The organism is Pseudomonas grandcourensis, from assembly GCF_039909015.1.
GTDB classification, from domain to species: domain Bacteria; phylum Pseudomonadota; class Gammaproteobacteria; order Pseudomonadales; family Pseudomonadaceae; genus Aquipseudomonas; species Aquipseudomonas grandcourensis.
Genome location: NZ_CP150919.1, coordinates 497498 through 513934, shown reverse-complemented (window position 1 = coordinate 513934; position 16437 = coordinate 497498). Strand labels below are relative to the sequence as shown.

Genomic DNA, 16437 nt, shown 5'->3' with positions numbered 1-16437 from the left:
CCATGCAAACTCGTGACGACATTTTCAACACCCTGCGCGATGCCTTGGTCGAGCTTTTCGAACTGGACCCTGAGCGTGTGAGCCTGGATTCCAACCTGTATCAGGACCTGGAAATCGACAGCATCGACGCGGTCGACCTGATTGATCACATCAAACGTCAGACCGGCAAGAAAATCGCCGCCGAGGAATTCAAATCGGTGCGTACCGTCAGTGACGTAGTCGAGGCGGTCTACCGTCTGGTTCAACCGGCCGCATGAATCGACTGATTGGCCTCGGCCTGCTGCTGGCGGGCCTTTTGTATCCCTTTGCGGTGTATTTCGGCATGGAGCATTTCGCCCCGTGGCAGTTCGGCCTGCTGCTGGGCGGACTGTGGCTGGCCCGGGCGCTGACCGGCAAACGACGGCCTGGCAGCCTGTGGATGGCCACGGTAGCCATTGTGTTCTGTCTGTTGCTGGCACTGTTCGACAGCCCGGCGCTGTTGCGCTGGTATCCGGTGTTGATCAGCAGCTACATGTTGGTGCTGTTCGGATCGAGCCTGACGTTCGGCCCACCAATCGTCGAACGCCTGGCCCGGGTACGCGAGCCGCAGTTGCCGGCCGAGGGCATTCGCTATACCCGTCAGGTAACCATCGCCTGGAGCGTTTTTTTTCTATGCAACGGTTTGTGTGCCGCCGCCCTGACCCTCTGGGCGCCGCTGAGCTGGTGGACGCTGTACACCGGCCTGATTTCCTACGGATTGATAGGCCTGATGTTTGCCATTGAATGGCTCATACGACAAAGGGTACGAGGCCGCCCATGAATTGGATAAAACTTGAGCACCTGCTGCTCAAGACTCAGCCGGAGCGCGCCGTAACGACCGCTCCGGCACTGGATCACGCCCGACTGTGCGAACAGGCGCTGCGCCTGGCCGCCGGCCTGCAAGCCCGGGGTATCCGGCAGATGGCCGTACACCTTGAGGATGCCGCCGACTTGGCGGTTGCCCTGTTCGGCGCCTGGCGTGCCGGGGTCAGCGTGCTGCTGCCGTCCGACCTGCAACCCCAGACCCGCCAACGCTGGTCAGGTGAAGTTGATCTGTGGCTGAGCGATCAGCCCGACGATGCGCACCTGAGCGAGTTTCGTCATCCGCCACTGAGTGCCGCCGCGCTGGACCTGGATAACTGCCGACTCAGCCTGTGCACCTCCGGCTCCAGTGGCGAACCCAAGCGCATCGAAAAAAACCTGCGCCAACTGGCCAATGAAGTCGAAGCCCTGGAACAGCTGTGGGGCGCCGACCTGGGCCCGGCGTGCATCATTGGCAGCGTCGCCACCCAGCACATCTACGGCCTGCTGTTTCGGGTGCTGTGGCCGCTGTGCGCCGGGCGCCCGTTCGTACGTCGGCAGTTGGCCTTTCCAGAAGACCTTCAACGCGCCAGCCGCGAGCACCCCGCCTTCGCCTGGGTCGCCAGCCCGGCGCTGCTCAAGCGCATGGGCGACAACCTCGACTGGCCGGCCTTGAGCAACGTACGCCGGGTGTTTTCCTCCGGCGGCGCATTGCCGGTCGAGGCCGCGCAGAGCCTGCATGAGCGTCTGGGGCAATGGCCAACGGAAATCTTCGGCAGTTCGGAAACCGGTGGCATCGCCTGGCGTCAGGGCGCGGAGCTCTGGCAGCCCTTTGCCGATGTCACGTTGACCCAGGACAGCGAGGGTGCGCTGCTGATCGCATCGCCGTACTTGCCCAATGGCCATGTCGAACACACTGCCGATGCCGCGCGCATCGCCGTCGATGGTCGCTTCGAATTGCTTGGGCGACTGGACCGGATCGTCAAGCTGGAAGAAAAACGCATCTCGCTGCCGATGTTGGAACAGGCGCTGACAGCCCATGAATGGGTCGTCGAAGCGCGGCTCGGTGTCGTTCAGGAAAACCGCGCCTCACTGGGGGCGTTGTTGGTGCTGAGCGAGGCTGGCTTGCATGTACTGCGCAATCACGGCCGACGCAGCCTCACCGAGCAATTGCGCCAACACCTGAGCCAACACTGCGAAGTGCTGGCCCTGCCGAGACGCTGGCGCCTGCTGCGACAACTGCCGCTGAACGCTCAGGGCAAGCTGCCCCAGGCCGACGTCGACGTCCTGCTGCTGGCGCCGCGTCCCAAAGCGCCCGAGGTGCTGGAGCAAGTCGAAAGCAATGGCGAGTGGAGCCTGCAACTGGCCGTGCCACCGGACCTGGCCTATTTCAGCGGTCATTTCCCCAAGGCGCCGGTGTTGCCTGGCGTGGTGCAGGTGGACTGGGCGCTGAGCCTGGGCCAGCACCTGATGAACCTGCCTAAAAAGTTCGCCGGCATGGAAGTCTTGAAGTTCCAGCAACTGGTGCGCCCGGGTGATGAGATCCAGCTGCACCTACGCTTCGACCCGGCGCGTGGCAAGTTGTATTTCGCCTATCGCAACGAAACCGCCACCTGCTCCAGCGGGCGGATCTTGCTGGAGGCGGCGCATGCATAGCCCCTGCGCCATCGTCCCGGTGTACAACCACGAAACAGCCATCACCACAGTGGTCGATGCGCTGATCGCCAGCCATCTGCCGTGCATTCTGGTGGACGATGCCAGCAGCCCGCGCTGCGCCCGGGTGCTGGATCGCCTGGCCCAGCGTGAAATGGTTTACCTGATCCGCCTGGCCGAAAACCAGGGCAAGGGTGGCGCGGTCATGACCGGCTTGCGCGAAGCGTCGCGCCTGGGTTTCAGCCATGCCTTGCAGGTGGATGCCGACGGCCAGCACGATTTACAGGACGTCAAACGCTTCATCGAACAGTCACGCCGCTACCCACAGGCGGTGATTTGCGGTTATCCGCAATATGACGCCAGCGTGCCGAAAGGCCGCTTGTATGCGCGCTACCTGACTCACGTCATGGTCTGGATCAACACCCTGTCGTTGCAGATTCGCGACTCCATGTGCGGTTTCCGGGTCTACCCATTGCCGCCGGTCCTGGCGCTGATCGAGTCAGCGAAAATCGGCAAGCGCATGGACTTCGACTCGGACATTCTGGTGCGCCTGGCCTGGCGCAATCAGCCGATGCAATGGCTGCAAACCAAGGTCCACTATCCGTTGGACGGCGTTTCGCATTTCCGGATGTTCCACGACAACGTGCTGATTTCCAGCATGCACACGCGGCTGTTCTTCGGCATGTTGCTGCGTGCGCCAGTTATCCTCTGGCGACGGTGGCGGGCATGAACGCAGACAAGCAACACTGGGCCGACCGCGAAGAACGGGGCAGCTTCTGGCTGATGAAGCTCACCGCGTTCGGCGCCAAAGTGCTAGGCCGTCGAGTACTGAGCCCCGTGCTGTACGGCATCGTCCTGTACTTTTTCCTGTTCGGCCGCAGCGCCCGACACAGTGCCTGGCAATACCAGCAACGCCTGACCGACTGGAGCGGTCGCAGCGAGTTGCGCCCAAGCCATTGGCGGGTGTTCGGCCAGTTCATGGCTTTCGCCGATTCCATGCTCGACAAACTCGACGTCTGGAACGGCAAGCTGAGCATCGAACAAATCGAGATCATCGACCCGGCGCTGCTGCGCGACCAGTTGCGCGGTGCCCGCGGGCAGATGCTGGTGGGCGCCCACCTGGGCAATCTGGAAGTCTGCCGCGCACTGGCGGAGATCGGTGAGAAGGTCACGATGAATGTGCTGGTACACACCAAGCACGCCGAACAGTTCAACCGTTTGCTGGGTGAAGCCGGGGCGACCAATCTGCGCCTGATTCAGGTCAGCGAACTGGACCCCGGGATCATGCTGCAACTGAGCGAGCGCCTGGAACGTGGCGAGTGGCTGGCGATCGCCGGCGACCGCGTGCCGCTGCATGGCGGACGCTGCGCGACCGTGGACTTCCTCGGTCATCCGGCCAGGTTTCCCCAGGGCCCGTGGCTGCTGGCCGGCCTGCTGAAGTGCCCGGTCAACCTGCTGCTGTGTCTGAAAAAGCCCGACGGCGACTATCGACTGACCATTGAACCCTTCGCTGACGCAATCACCTGGAAGCGCAGCGACCGCGAGCAGGTCATTCATCAGTGGGCTTCCCGCTACGCCGAGCGCCTGAGTCACTATTGCCTCGAAGCGCCCCAACAATGGTTCAACTTTTACCCTTTCTGGAAGACCGATGACGACGCCAACGCTTGAGCCGGTAACCTTCGGCGAACGCCCTTTGCGCATTGAAGACGTGCTGGCACTGGCCAACCGCAAAGTGCCGACGCAGTTGCAAAGCGATCCCGCCTACCGCGAGCGCATCGCCAAGGGCGCGCGTTTTCTCGACTCGCTGCTGGACAAGGAAGGTGTGATCTACGGCGTGACTACCGGTTATGGTGATTCCTGCGTAGTCGCGGTGCCGCTGCATCACGTCGAGGCGCTGCCCCGTCACCTATACACCTTCCACGGCTGTGGCCTGGGCAAACTGCTCGACGCCCAGGCCACCCGCGCGGTACTGGCGGCGCGGTTGCAGTCGTTGTGCCACGGTGTTTCCGGGGTGCGCGTGGAGTTGCTGGAGCGCCTGCAGGCGTTCCTTGAACACGACATCCTGCCGCTGATTCCGGAGGAAGGTTCGGTGGGCGCCAGTGGTGACCTGACGCCGCTTTCGTACGTTGCCGCCACGCTGTCCGGCGAACGCGAGGTGATGTTCCGTGGTGAGCGCCGGCAGGCTGCCGATGTGCACCGCGAACTCGGCTGGCAGCCACTGGTGTTGCGTCCGAAAGAAGCCCTGGCATTAATGAACGGCACCGCCGTGATGACCGGTCTGGCCTGCCTGGCGTACGCCCGCGCCGATTACCTGCTGCATCTGGCCACCCGCATCACCGCGCTGAACGTGGTCGCCCTGCAAGGCAACCCGGAGCACTTCGACGAGCGCCTGTTCGCTGCCAAGCCACACCCGGGGCAGATGCAGGTCGCCGCGTGGTTGCGCCAGGATCTGGCCATCGACGCACCGACTGCGCCGCTGCATCGCCTGCAAGACCGCTATTCCCTGCGCTGCGCACCCCATGTGCTGGGCGTACTGGCCGACAGCCTGAACTGGCTGCGTTCGTTCATCGAGATCGAGCTCAACAGCGCCAACGACAACCCGATCATCGACGCCGAGGCCGAGCGCGTACTGCACGGCGGGCACTTCTACGGCGGCCACATCGCCTTCGCCATGGACAGCCTGAAAAACCTCGTGGCCAACGTTGCCGACCTGCTGGATCGGCAACTCGCGCTGCTGGTGGACGAGCGCTACAACCATGGCTTGCCGAGCAACCTGTCCGGCGCCACGGCTGACCGCGCCATGCTCAACCACGGCTTCAAGGCGGTGCAGATCGGCACCAGTGCCTGGACCGCCGAAGCGCTGAAAAACACCATGCCGGCCAGCGTTTTCTCGCGCTCCACCGAATGCCACAACCAGGACAAAGTCAGCATGGGCACCATCGCCGCCCGGGATGCGATCCGCGTGCTGGAACTCACCGAACAGGTGGCGGCCGCCACGCTGCTGGCGGCCAACCAAGGCGTCTGGCTGCGCGGCCAGGCCGAAGATGCACGCCCCCTGCCACCCGCCTTGGCCGCCATGCATGAAGCCTTGGCCAGGGACTTTCCACCGGTCATCGAAGACCGCGCGCTGGAAGGCGAATTGCGCCTGTGCCTGCAACGCATCGCCGAACAACACTGGAGGCTGCATGCGTAGCAAGGGATTTCTCTACACCGACACGGAAATCGTCGTACCGTTCTTTGACGTCGACAGCATGCACGTGGTCTGGCACGGCCATTACGTCAAATACCTGGAAGTCGCCCGCTGTGCGCTGCTGGACAAGATCGGCCACAACTACACGGCGATGAACGAATCCGGCTATGCCTGGCCGGTGATCGACCTGCAATTGCGCTACGTGCGCGGCGCGGTGTTCGGCCAGACACTCAACGTGCGGGCCAACCTTGTGGAGTGGGAGAACCGCTTGAAGATCAACTACCTGATCAGCGACCTGCAAACCGGTGAGCGCCTGACCCGGGCCATGTCGGTGCAGGTCGCCGTCGACCTCGTCAGCCGCGAGATGCAACTGGTCTCGCCGACAGTGTTCACCGACGCCGTGGCGAAGGTGCTGGCATGAAGTCGATCTGCAGATGCCTCGCTGCTCTGGCGCTGTTCGGGCTCTCTTCAATGGCCAGCGCCTTCGACCTGCAACAACTCAGCGATCAACTGGCCAGGCCCGAGGTGATCCACGGCAGTTTCATCCAGGAAAAACACCTGCGCGCCCTGCCCCGGCCGCTGACCAGCAAGGGCACGTTCGTGCTGGCAAAAAACCACGGCTTGTTGTGGCTGTTGAAAACGCCATTGCAACAGGACTACCGCATCACCGCCAAAGGCATTGCCCGGCGTGACGGCATTGTTTGGCAAATGCTGCCGGGCAAAAGCGCCGGTGCCGAGCAGAACCGTTTGTTCCTGGCCGTGCTGCAAGGCGACAGCAGCGGCCTGCAACGGGATTTCGAGTTGTCTCTGAGCGGCGATGCGCAGAACTGGAAGCTCACGCTGCTGCCGCGCTCGATGCTGCTCAAGCAGGTGTTCAACCAGATCAACATTACCGGCGCAGAACTGGTGCACAGCATCGAACTGCTCGAGACCCAGGGCGACAGTACGTTATTGCGCATGCAGGACAGCACCAGCGCCCAACCGTTGAGCGACGCGGAGCAGCATGACTTTGCCGAGTGAACGGTGGTTGCCACGGCTGTTCCTGATCCTGCTGCTGGCAGTACTGGCGCTCGCCGGTTGGCAATGGCGTGGCGCCGCGCCGCTGTCGGCCAACCTGATGGATCTGGTGCCCGGCACGGCGCCCGATGCCCTGGAACTGCGTGCCGAACAACGCATGCAAGAACCGCTGAACCGCGAATTGCTGGTACTGGTCGGCCACAGCGATCGCCAGCAGGCCGTCGCCATGGCGCAGACAATCGGCGAGCAATGGCAGGCCAGCGGCTTGTTCGAAAAGGTCCAGTGGACCCTGCAAGCCGACTTGCCGGCACTGCGCACGCAGTTGCTGCAAGGTCGCCTGGCGATGCTCCAGGTGGCGGACCGGCAACTGCTGATCGAGCACCCCGACACCTTTATCCATCAACGGGTGCAGGCCTTGTTCGACCCGTTCAACGGTTACAGCCTGGTGCCGAGCCAGGACGACTGGCTGGGCCTGACCGGGCGCATCCAGAACAGCCAGCCGCAACGCGGTTCGGTACAACTGGACATCGGCAGCGGCGCCCTGGTCGCCGATGCCGACGGCAAGAGCTGGGTGCTGCTGCGCGCGCGCACCACCGGCAATGCCTTCGACATGAACCTGCCGCTGCAAGTGGCCGACCTGCTCGAGCACAGCCGCGAAGAAGCGGCCCGGCACGACGTGCAACTGCTCGCCGCCAGCGGCTTGTTGTACGCAGCTAGCGGGCAACAGCAAGCCGCCCGTGAGATGACCTGGGTCGGTGGTGGTGCCACCGTGGGGATTTTGTTGCTGCTGCTGTTGGCCTTCCGGCGCTGGCGCGTCTTGTTGGCCTTCGTGCCGGTGCTGGTGGGTATGCTCTTCGGAGCGGTGGCCTGCGTGGCGTTGTTCGGCCATATGCATGTGATGACCCTGGTGCTGGGTTCGAGCCTGATCGGTGTCGCGGTCGACTACCCGCTGCACTACCTGTCCAAGAGCTGGAGCCTGAAACCCTGGCACAGCTGGCCTGCCCTGCGCCTGACCTTGCCCGGTTTGACCCTGAGCCTGATCACCAGCGGCATCGGTTACCTGGCCCTGGCCTGGACACCCTTCCCGGCACTGACCCAGATTGCTGCGTTCTCTGCCGCCGGTTTGCTCGGCGCCTATCTGTCCGCCGTGTGCCTGCTGCCGGCATTGCTCAAGGGCGTAGACCTGCGCCCGGCGCAGTGGCCATTGCGCATTTGCGAGCTTTTGCTGGACTGTCGTGAAGCGCTGCTCAAACAGCTGAAAACGCCCATCTTGCTGGCGCTGCTGATCGCCTTTTGCGTCGGCGGCCTGTTGCAACTGGGCAGCAAAAACGACATCCGCCAGTGGATCAGCGCACCACAACAATTGACCGACGAAGCCCAGGCCATTGCCCGGATCACCGGCTATCAACCCACCAGCCAGTTCTTCCTGATACGCGCCGCCAATCAGCAGCAACTGCTCGAACGCCAGACCGCTCTGAGAGAGCGGCTGGATCAGTTGATTGGCCTGGAAAAGCTCCAGGGTTATCTGTCGCTCAATCAACTGGTCAGCCCGCCGAACGAACAGCATCAGGTGCGCGAAGCGTTGAGCAAACTGCCTTCGTTCTGGCAGCCCTTGCTCGACATCGGCGTACCGGCCGAGGCGCTGCAAGCGGAGCTGACGAAGCTACAGGCATTGCCTACCGTGGACATCGACGCAGCGCTCAGCGGCCCGTTGGCAGAACCCTACCGACCGCTGTGGCTGGGGCCGACCGATGACGGCGTGGCGGCGATGGTCAGCCTGCAAGGCATCAACAACCCAGCCCTGCTGCGGCTCCAGGGTGAGGATTTACCCGGCGTAACACTGGTGGATCGACTGGGTGAATTGAACAACGTCTTCGCGGCCACCCAAATCAGTGCCGCGGAACTGAAACTCGCCTCCTGCGTGTTGATCGTGCTGGTACTGATCCTGCCATTCGGCCTCGGCGGCGCGTTGCGTATCGTGTCCTTGCCACTGCTGGCGGCGTTGTGCAGCCTGGCCAGTCTCGGCTGGCTGGGGCAGCCGTTGACCCTGTTCAGCCTGTTCGGCCTGCTGCTGGTGACGGCGATCAGTGTCGACTACGCGATCCTGATGCGTGAACAGGTCGGCGGCGCGGCCGTGAGCCTGCTGGGCACCCTGCTGGCGGCGTTGACCACCTGGCTGTCGTTCGGCCTGCTGGCGGTGTCGAGCACCCCGGCGGTGAGCAACTTCGGACTGTCGGTGAGCCTGGGCCTGATCTTCAGCTTCCTGCTCGCACCGTGGGCCGGTCGCCAGGTGCATGAGCCCACGGCCGTGGAGCGGGCAACATGATGGTCGTTCTGTTCTGGGCGATGGCGCTGGTGTTGTTCGCGGTGGCGACCCGTGTCGGTCGGCATTTCGGCCTGATTCCCATCGTCAGCCAGTTGTTGCTGGCGACCCTCGGCTTGCCGTTGTTGATGTATTTCTGGATCGAGCCCCAATGGCAATTGAGCGGTGCGCTGCTGGTGTCGCCGGGCTGGCTGAAGAACCTCTACAGCCTGAGCTTTGCCCTGTTGTTGGGCTACATCCTCAGCGATGTGATCGACCTGCAACTGGATCGCCAAAGCCTGAAAATCGCCCTGCCCAGCTTTTGCATTCCGTTTGCCTGCGGCCTGGCCACGGCCGTCTGGTTATTGCCGCCGCAACCGTGGATCAGCTCGCTGGCCGTCGGCCTGTTGTTCGCCATCACCGCGATCCCGGTGCTGTACCTGTACCTGCGGCACATCGATTACCCGCCCGCCGCCACCCGGCGACTGGTGCAAACCGCGATCCTCATCGACCTCGCCTGCTGGACACTGTTCGGCATCGCCCAGGGCAGCCTGCACCTGAGCAGCCTGTTGCTGCCCCTGGCCGGTGCGTGCCTGCCGGTGCTGCTGCGGTTGCTCGGTTTGCGCCAGACATGGCTCTACAGCCTGTGCTTTTTTGCCCTGCTGGTCGTCGCCGAACACTTCAAGCTCAATGCGCTGATTTTCGGCATCGGCTATGTGTTGATCATGGCCGCTCTGAAAGCCCCACTGGTCCTGCCGCTGCCGGCCGTGTGGATGGGCCGCTTGCAGACGTACATCGCCATCCCGCTGATCCTCACGTTCGGCATCGTGCAGATCAACGTGCACAGCGCGATGGACAGCCTCGGCTGGGTGCAACTGCTCGCCCTGCTGCTGTTGCCGATGCTGAGCAAACTGCTGGGTAACTGGCTCGGCCTCGGTTGGGCCGGGGCCTCGTTCCAGGGCGCCAGCCGCTGGCGGGAAAGTGTGCTGTTGAACATCCGCGGCTTGAGCGAGATCGTTTTTCTCAACCTGCTGCTGCAACAGCAACTCATCAGCCCGCCGCTGTACTTCGCCCTGATGCTGATGGGCCTGATCGCTACACTGCTGCCAGCACTGACCGGCATGCACCGAATCCCCCTGAAAACCGCTGTCCCGGCTAGGAGCCCCCATGCCAACCGTTGAAATGGAATGTCGCCAGGTCGTGGTCATCGGCGCCGGGCCCTCCGGGGCCATCGCCGCCGCGTTGCTCAAGCGCAAGGGACACGATGTACTGGTGATCGAGCGCCAGCATTTTCCACGGTTTTCCATCGGTGAAAGCCTGTTGGCCCATTGCCTGGATTTCGTCGAAGAAGCGGGCATGCTCGACGCTGTCAACGCCGCCGGCTTCCAGCTGAAAACCGGTGCCGCGTTTGCTTGGGGTGAGCGTTACAGCGCGTTCGATTTCGGCGAGACGTTCAGCCACGGCAAATCGACGACCTTTCAGGTCCAGCGCGCCGATTTCGACAAGCTGCTGGCCGACCAGGCCACGCTGCAAGGCGTGGAGATCCGCTACGGCGAAACCATCATCAGCGTCGACATTGCCCCCGGAAAACCGCAGCTCGGCGTGCGTCGCGAGGACGGTAGCGAGTATCGCGTCGAGGCCGGTTTCCTGCTCGATGCCAGTGGCTACGGCCGCGTGCTGCCGCGCTTGCTCGACCTCGAGGCGCCGTCGAACTTCCCGGTGCGTCAGGCCGTGTTCACTCACGTCGAAGACCGTATCGACCTCCCGACCTTCGACCGCAGCAAGATCCTCGTGACCACTCACCCGACCCTGCGTGACGTGTGGTTCTGGACCATCCCGTTCAGCAACGGCCGCTGCTCGGTCGGCGTAGTCGCCGCAGAGCAGCGTTTCGCCGGCCGCAGCGACAATCTGGACGAGTGCCTGCGGGGCTTTATCGCCGAGACTCCAAGCCTGGCCAGCGTGTTGCAAAATGCGCAGTGGGACACCGAGGCGCGAACCATCGGTGGTTACTCGGCCAACGTCAAAACCCTGCACGGCCCGGGCTTCGCGCTGCTGGGCAATGCCGCGGAATTCCTCGACCCGGTATTCTCCTCCGGCGTGACCATCGCCATGCGTTCGGCGAGCATGGCCGCCGGGGTATTGCACCGTCAGTTGCAAGGCGAAGCCGTTGACTGGCAAACCGAGTTCGCCGAACCGCTCAAACGCGGCGTCGACACATTCCGTTGCTATGTCGAGGGATGGTACGCCGGGACCTTCCAGGATGTGATTTTCCACGAGAGCAGTTCGCCGGAAATTCGCGGGATGATCAGCTCCATTCTTGCCGGATATGCCTGGGACCAACGCAATCCGTTCGTCAGCGAAGCCAGGCGCCGGTTGAAGGCGATATCCGAATTCTGTGCCAGGGATGCGACATGAACTACTTGAGCGACAAGTACGTCGAGGAAACCCGTTTCGGTTTGTGGTTCCTGCGCAGCCAGATCTGGCAACACTATGTGCTGCGGTTGGCGATCGACGATTTGCGCAGCCTGTTCAGCGAAGCGCTACCGGTTAGCCCGGTGCTGTTGGATGCCGGTTGCGGCCAGGGCAAGTCATTCCCGCTGCTGCGCCAGGCCTTTGCGCCCGGTCGTCTGATCGGCATCGATGCTGATCCCAAGAGCCTGGACCAGAGCCGCGCAGAAGCGGCCCGCCAGGGCATGGAAGTGGAGTTGATCGGCGGCGACTGCGCCAGCCTCGATCTGCCGGACGCCAGCATCGACCTGCTGTTCTGCCACCAGACTTTCCATCATCTGGTGGAGCAGGAACAGGCACTGGCCGAGTTCTATCGCGTGCTCAAACCCGGCGGTTATCTGCTGTTCGCCGAATCCACCGAGGCTTACATTGATACCTGGGTGATCCGCTGGTTGTTCCGCCACCCGATGCACGTGCAGAAAAGCGCGGCGCAGTACCTGCAAATGATTCGCCAGCAGGGCTTCGAATTTACCGCGCAAAACGTGTCTTATCCGTACCTGTGGTGGAGTCGCGCCAAGGATTTCGGCCTGCTCGAACACTTGGGTGTGTGCAAGCCCAAACCCTTTGGCCAACGGGAAGAAACCCTGGTCAATGTGGTGGCGCGCAAACCTTTTGAAGGAACTGTGTGATGTTCATTGCCAGCCGCTCGAAGCACCATCCCTGTGGGAGCGATGCTCTGCGATTTCTCCTGCTTGCTGCAACCCTGCTGCTGAGCGCCTGCGCCGGCCGGGCGCCGCTGCCCGTACACAATCCGGATCTGCCGCTGCCGCTGCAATTGCACATCCAGCGCGGGCAGGCCGAGGAACGCGAGGACTGGGTGCTGGTGATCCAGCGTGAAGAGGCGGGTATCCGCTGGTCGATGATGGACCTGTTGGGCATTCCCCAGGCCCGCCAGAAATTGGTCGATAAAACCTGGGAGTCCGATGGTTTACTACCGCCCAATCCGCGAGCCCGGGAGCTGTTCGCGGCGCTGCTGTTTGCGCTGACGCCGCAAGATGAACTGGCGGCCAATTATCCCGGCGCTTGGCAGCACGGCAGGCAACGGTACCTGCCCGAGCGCTGGGACATCCACTACGCACAACCGCAGAATTTTGAATTGAAGCTACCGCGTGGTCCGAGCTATCAAGTCACCCCCCTGAGCGGTGAAACGCCATGACGGCTTATCTCAATGCCCTCGGATTGGTCTGCGCGCTGGGCCGCGACAGGCAGGAAGTTGCCCGCAACCTGTTTGCCGGCGACTGCGGCGGCATGCGCGAACAAGCCGGGTGGGTGCCGCAACGCACGCTGCCGGTCGGTGCGGTCCAGGGCAAACTGGCAAGCATTCCAGCCGACCTGTCGCGCCATCACAGCCGCAACAATCAGTTGTTGCTGGAGGCCACGCTGCAAATCCGTCCGGACATCGACAGCGCGATCCAGACCTACGGCCGCGACCGCATCGGTGTCGTGCTGGGCACCAGCACCTCGGGTATCGATGAGGCCAGCCAGAGCCTGGCGCATTACCTGCGCGAAAAGCAGTTCCCAGCCGAGTACGACTATCAGCAACAGGAACTCGGGGCGCCGGCGAACTTCCTCGCCGAGTGGCTGCAATTGAGCGGGCCGGCCTATGTCATTTCCACGGCCTGCACCTCCAGCGCCCGGGCCTTGATGAGCGCCCAGCGCCTGTTGGACCTGGGCATATGCGACGCGGTGCTGTGTGGCGGTGTCGACACCTTGTGCAAACTGACCCTCAACGGTTTCTCGGCGCTCGAAGCGGTCTCGGAACAACGCTGCAATCCGTTTTCGGTGAACCGCAATGGCATCAACATTGGCGAAGCGGCGGTGCTGTTCCTGATGACCAAACGAGCAGGCGATAGCCAAGCGATTGCCCTGCTCGGCAGCGGCGCCAGTTCCGATGCGCATCACATCTCCGCCCCGGAGCCGAGCGGTCGTGGTGCCCTGCAAGCCATGCGCAAAGCCTTGGGCCGCGCCAACCTGCAACCGGAGCAAATCGCTTATCTGAACCTGCACGGCACCGCCACCCAGCACAACGACGCCATGGAGAGCCAGGCCGTGGCGACGCTGTTCCCGGCCGGCGTGCCCTGTTCGTCGAGCAAACCCATGACTGGCCACACCCTCGGTGCCGCCGGGGCGCTGGAAGCGGCATTCTGCTGGTTGAGCCTGAGCCCGGACAATCGCGGGCATGCCCTGCCGCCGCACGTCTGGGACGGACAGCCCGACCCCGAACTGCCGCCGCTGCAATGGGTGACCCCGGCCACTCGCCTGACGTCCATTGCACCCCGCTACCTGATGAGCAATTCCTTTGCCTTCGGTGGCAACAACGTCAGCCTGATTATCGGAGACGCCCCATGATTGACTGGCCGATCGCCGAACTGCTGCCCCACGCTGGCGACATGATCCTTATCGATCAGATCCTGGCGTTCGATGAAGAGCAGATTCACACGCGCCTGACCGTCAAGCCCGATGGCCTGTTCAACCTCCCCGACGGCAGCCTGCCGGCCTGGGTCGGCATCGAACTGATGGCCCAAAGTGTGGCCGCCTTCGCCGGTTGCCATGCGCGTCAGCGCGGTGATGCGGTGGAATTGGGCTTCCTGCTCGGCAGCCGAAAGTTCGAATGCAATGTCGAAAGTTTTCCGGCCGGCACCGAGTTGACCATCCACGGGATTCGCTCCCTGGAAGACGAAAACGGCATGGGCGTGTTCGAGTGCCACATCAACGCCCCCGGCATTCACGTCACCGCTCGTCTGAACGTGTTCCGCCCACCCCAGGCCGCTCAATATCTCCATGAACCCGAAGGAGTCCAGTCATGACTGAATCCGTACTGGTCACCGGTTCCAGCCGTGGCATCGGCCGCGCCATCGCCTTGCGCCTGGCCCATGCCGGGCACGACATCGTGTTGCATTGCCGCAGCGGCCTGGCCGACGCCGAAGCCGTCAAGGCCGAAGTCGAGGCCATGGGCCGCCGTGCGCGCATCCTGCAGTTCGACGTGTCCGACCGCGCCCGCTGCAAAGAAACTCTCGAAGCCGACGTGGAAACCCACGGCGCCTATTACGGCGTGGTGCTCAATGCCGGCCTGACCCGCGATGGCGCCTTTCCGGCCCTGAGCGAGGAGGATTGGGATGTGGTGATGCGCACCAATCTCGACGGTTTCTACAACGTGCTGCACCCGGTGATGATGCCGATGATCCGTCGTCGCGCCGCCGGGCGGATTGTCTGCATCACCTCGGTGTCGGGGCTGATCGGCAACCGTGGCCAGGTCAACTACAGTGCCTCCAAGGCCGGGTTGATCGGCGCGGCCAAGGCATTGGCGATCGAGCTGGGCAAGCGCAAAATCACCGTTAACTGTGTCGCCCCCGGCCTGATCGACACAGCCATGCTGGACGAAAACGTGCCGGTGGAAGAACTGATGAAAATGATCCCCGCACAACGCATGGGCACCCCTGAAGAGGTGGCCGGCGCGGTGAATTTCCTGATGTCGGCGGAAGCCTCGTACATCACCCGGCAGGTTCTGGCCGTCAACGGAGGCCTGTGCTGATGAAGCGCGTCGTCGTCACCGGCATGGCCGGCATCACCTCACTGGGCAGCGACTGGGAGACCATCGCCGGCAACTTCGCGGCCAACCGCAGCGGCATCCGCCGGATGGACGAGTGGGATCGTTTTACCGAACTCAACACGCGCCTGGCCGGCCCCATCGATGACTTCAAGGTGCCCAGCCACTGGACCCGCAAGCAACTGCGCAGCATGGGCCGGGTCTCGCGGCTGGCTGTGGGCGCCGCCGAGCAAGCGTTGGCCGACGCCGGCCTGCTGGGCGACGAGTCGATCAAGGACGGGCGCATGGGCGTCGCCTGCGGCTCCTCCACCGGCAGCACCGACGAGATCAAGGCGTTCGGCAACATGCTGCTCAACTCGGTGGCCGAGGGCCTGAACGCCAACTCCTACGTGCGCATGATGCCGCACACCACTGCAGCCAATATCAGCATCTTCTTCGGCCTCACCGGCCGCCTGATCCCGACGTCCAGCGCCTGCACCAGCGGCAGCCAGGGCATTGGCTATGCCTACGAGGCGATCAAGTTCGGGCGCCTGCCGCTGATGCTCGCCGGCGGTGCCGAGGAACTGTGCCCGACCGAAGCCATGGTCTTCGACGCGCTCTACGCCACCAGCCTGAAAAACGACACCCCACAACGCAGCCCGCGCCCTTACGACACCGCTCGCGACGGCCTGGTGATCGGCGAAGGCGGCGGCATGCTGGTGCTCGAAGAACTGGAACACGCCCTGGCCCGTGGCGCCCACATCCATGCCGAGATCGTCGGTTTCGGCAGCAACGCCGACGGCCAGCACACTACCCGTCCCGAACAAGTCACCATGCGCCGGGCCATGGAACTGGCCCTGGAAGACGCCGGGCTGAAACCTTCGGACATCGGTTACGTCAACGGTCACGGCACCGCCACCGAACAGGGCGACATCGCCGAAACCCTGGCCACCAGCAGCCTGTTCGGCGAACACATGCCGATCAGCTCGCAGAAAAGCTTCCTCGGCCACACCCTCGGCGCCTGCGGTGCACTGGAATCGTGGTTCAGCATCGAAATGATGAACCACGACCTGTACGCCCACACCTTCAACCTCGACGAAGTCGACCCGCACTGCGGCAAGCTCGACTACCTGCGCGGCGAGTTTCGGCAGATGAGCAACCAGTACGTGATGAACAATAATTTTGCGTTTGGCGGGGTGAATACTTCGCTGATTTTCAAGCGCTGGTCTTGAGCCCCACACGACAAATGTGGCGAGGGGGCTTGCCCCCGTTGGGTCGCGTAGCGGCCCCAAAAGGGGACGCCTGTGCAGTCCAGCGGTAGCAAGCTCCCCCGCCACAAACAATGCTCGGCAATGAAATGACATAACCGGAAACCGGAGTACGCAAATTCGGAAACGTCCCACAGCCAGCGATTGAACTTCC

The 16437-nt window shown here is 63.2% G+C and carries 17 protein-coding genes; all 17 read left to right on the top strand.

Annotated elements, in window-relative coordinates; translation table 11 throughout:
- Positions 1–2 precede the first annotated feature (2 nt).
- From AABM52_RS02245 to AABM52_RS02165, 17 genes are read left to right on the top strand one after another with little or no spacing between them, the layout of a single operon-like run.
- A complete protein-coding gene (locus AABM52_RS02245; protein WP_008025124.1) occupies positions 3–257 on the top strand; it encodes an acyl carrier protein in 255 nt (84 codons plus the stop codon).
- The gene (locus AABM52_RS02240) at positions 254–799 is read left to right on the top strand and encodes a hypothetical protein (protein WP_347910209.1); all 546 of its coding nucleotides are present in this window, start codon (positions 254–256) and stop codon (positions 797–799) included. Before AABM52_RS02245 ends, AABM52_RS02240 begins: the two co-directional genes overlap by 4 nt.
- On the top strand, positions 796–2475 hold the full coding sequence (locus AABM52_RS02235; protein ID WP_347910207.1) for an AMP-binding protein: 1680 nt from the start codon (positions 796–798) through the stop codon (positions 2473–2475). The genes AABM52_RS02240 and AABM52_RS02235 overlap by 4 nt, the downstream gene beginning before the upstream one ends.
- Complete coding sequence (locus AABM52_RS02230; RefSeq protein WP_347910206.1) at positions 2468–3202, top strand: glycosyltransferase family 2 protein; 735 nt, start codon at positions 2468–2470, stop codon at positions 3200–3202. Before AABM52_RS02235 ends, AABM52_RS02230 begins: the two co-directional genes overlap by 8 nt.
- Positions 3199–4140 carry a glycosyl transferase gene (locus tag AABM52_RS02225; RefSeq protein WP_347910205.1) on the top strand — a complete coding sequence of 314 codons (942 nt, stop codon included), beginning with the start codon at positions 3199–3201 and terminating at the stop codon, positions 4138–4140. The genes AABM52_RS02230 and AABM52_RS02225 overlap by 4 nt, the downstream gene beginning before the upstream one ends.
- Positions 4121–5665, top strand: a complete 1545-nt coding sequence (locus tag AABM52_RS02220; RefSeq protein ID WP_347910203.1) for an aromatic amino acid ammonia-lyase — start codon at positions 4121–4123, stop codon at positions 5663–5665. The genes AABM52_RS02225 and AABM52_RS02220 overlap by 20 nt, the downstream gene beginning before the upstream one ends.
- A complete protein-coding gene (locus tag AABM52_RS02215) occupies positions 5658–6083 on the top strand; it encodes an acyl-CoA thioesterase (protein WP_347910201.1) in 426 nt (141 codons plus the stop codon). The genes AABM52_RS02220 and AABM52_RS02215 overlap by 8 nt, the downstream gene beginning before the upstream one ends.
- Positions 6080–6682, top strand: a complete 603-nt coding sequence (locus tag AABM52_RS02210; protein WP_347910200.1) for an outer membrane lipoprotein carrier protein LolA — start codon at positions 6080–6082, stop codon at positions 6680–6682. The genes AABM52_RS02215 and AABM52_RS02210 overlap by 4 nt, the downstream gene beginning before the upstream one ends.
- A complete protein-coding gene (locus AABM52_RS02205; protein ID WP_347910199.1) occupies positions 6666–9005 on the top strand; it encodes a hypothetical protein in 2340 nt (779 codons plus the stop codon). Before AABM52_RS02210 ends, AABM52_RS02205 begins: the two co-directional genes overlap by 17 nt.
- Positions 9002–10162, top strand: a complete 1161-nt coding sequence (locus tag AABM52_RS02200) for a sodium:proton antiporter (RefSeq protein ID WP_347910198.1) — start codon at positions 9002–9004, stop codon at positions 10160–10162. Before AABM52_RS02205 ends, AABM52_RS02200 begins: the two co-directional genes overlap by 4 nt.
- On the top strand, positions 10149–11396 hold the full coding sequence (locus AABM52_RS02195) for an NAD(P)/FAD-dependent oxidoreductase (RefSeq protein WP_347910197.1): 1248 nt from the start codon (positions 10149–10151) through the stop codon (positions 11394–11396). The genes AABM52_RS02200 and AABM52_RS02195 overlap by 14 nt, the downstream gene beginning before the upstream one ends.
- Positions 11393–12118, top strand: a complete 726-nt coding sequence (locus tag AABM52_RS02190; RefSeq protein ID WP_347910196.1) for a class I SAM-dependent methyltransferase — start codon at positions 11393–11395, stop codon at positions 12116–12118. Before AABM52_RS02195 ends, AABM52_RS02190 begins: the two co-directional genes overlap by 4 nt.
- On the top strand, positions 12118–12645 hold the full coding sequence (locus AABM52_RS02185) for a hypothetical protein (RefSeq protein ID WP_347910195.1): 528 nt from the start codon (positions 12118–12120) through the stop codon (positions 12643–12645). Before AABM52_RS02190 ends, AABM52_RS02185 begins: the two co-directional genes overlap by 1 nt.
- Entirely contained in the window at positions 12642–13838 is a 1197-nt protein-coding gene (locus AABM52_RS02180) for a beta-ketoacyl-[acyl-carrier-protein] synthase family protein (protein WP_347910193.1), read from the top strand. Before AABM52_RS02185 ends, AABM52_RS02180 begins: the two co-directional genes overlap by 4 nt.
- Positions 13835–14296, top strand: coding sequence for a hotdog family protein (locus tag AABM52_RS02175; RefSeq protein WP_347910192.1), 462 nt, complete (start codon positions 13835–13837; stop codon positions 14294–14296). Before AABM52_RS02180 ends, AABM52_RS02175 begins: the two co-directional genes overlap by 4 nt.
- Entirely contained in the window at positions 14293–15021 is a 729-nt protein-coding gene (fabG, locus tag AABM52_RS02170) for a 3-oxoacyl-ACP reductase FabG (RefSeq protein WP_347910190.1), read from the top strand. The genes AABM52_RS02175 and fabG overlap by 4 nt, the downstream gene beginning before the upstream one ends.
- Entirely contained in the window at positions 15021–16247 is a 1227-nt protein-coding gene (locus AABM52_RS02165) for a beta-ketoacyl-ACP synthase (RefSeq protein ID WP_347910189.1), read from the top strand. Before fabG ends, AABM52_RS02165 begins: the two co-directional genes overlap by 1 nt.
- The last annotated feature ends 190 nt before the right edge of the window (positions 16248–16437 follow it).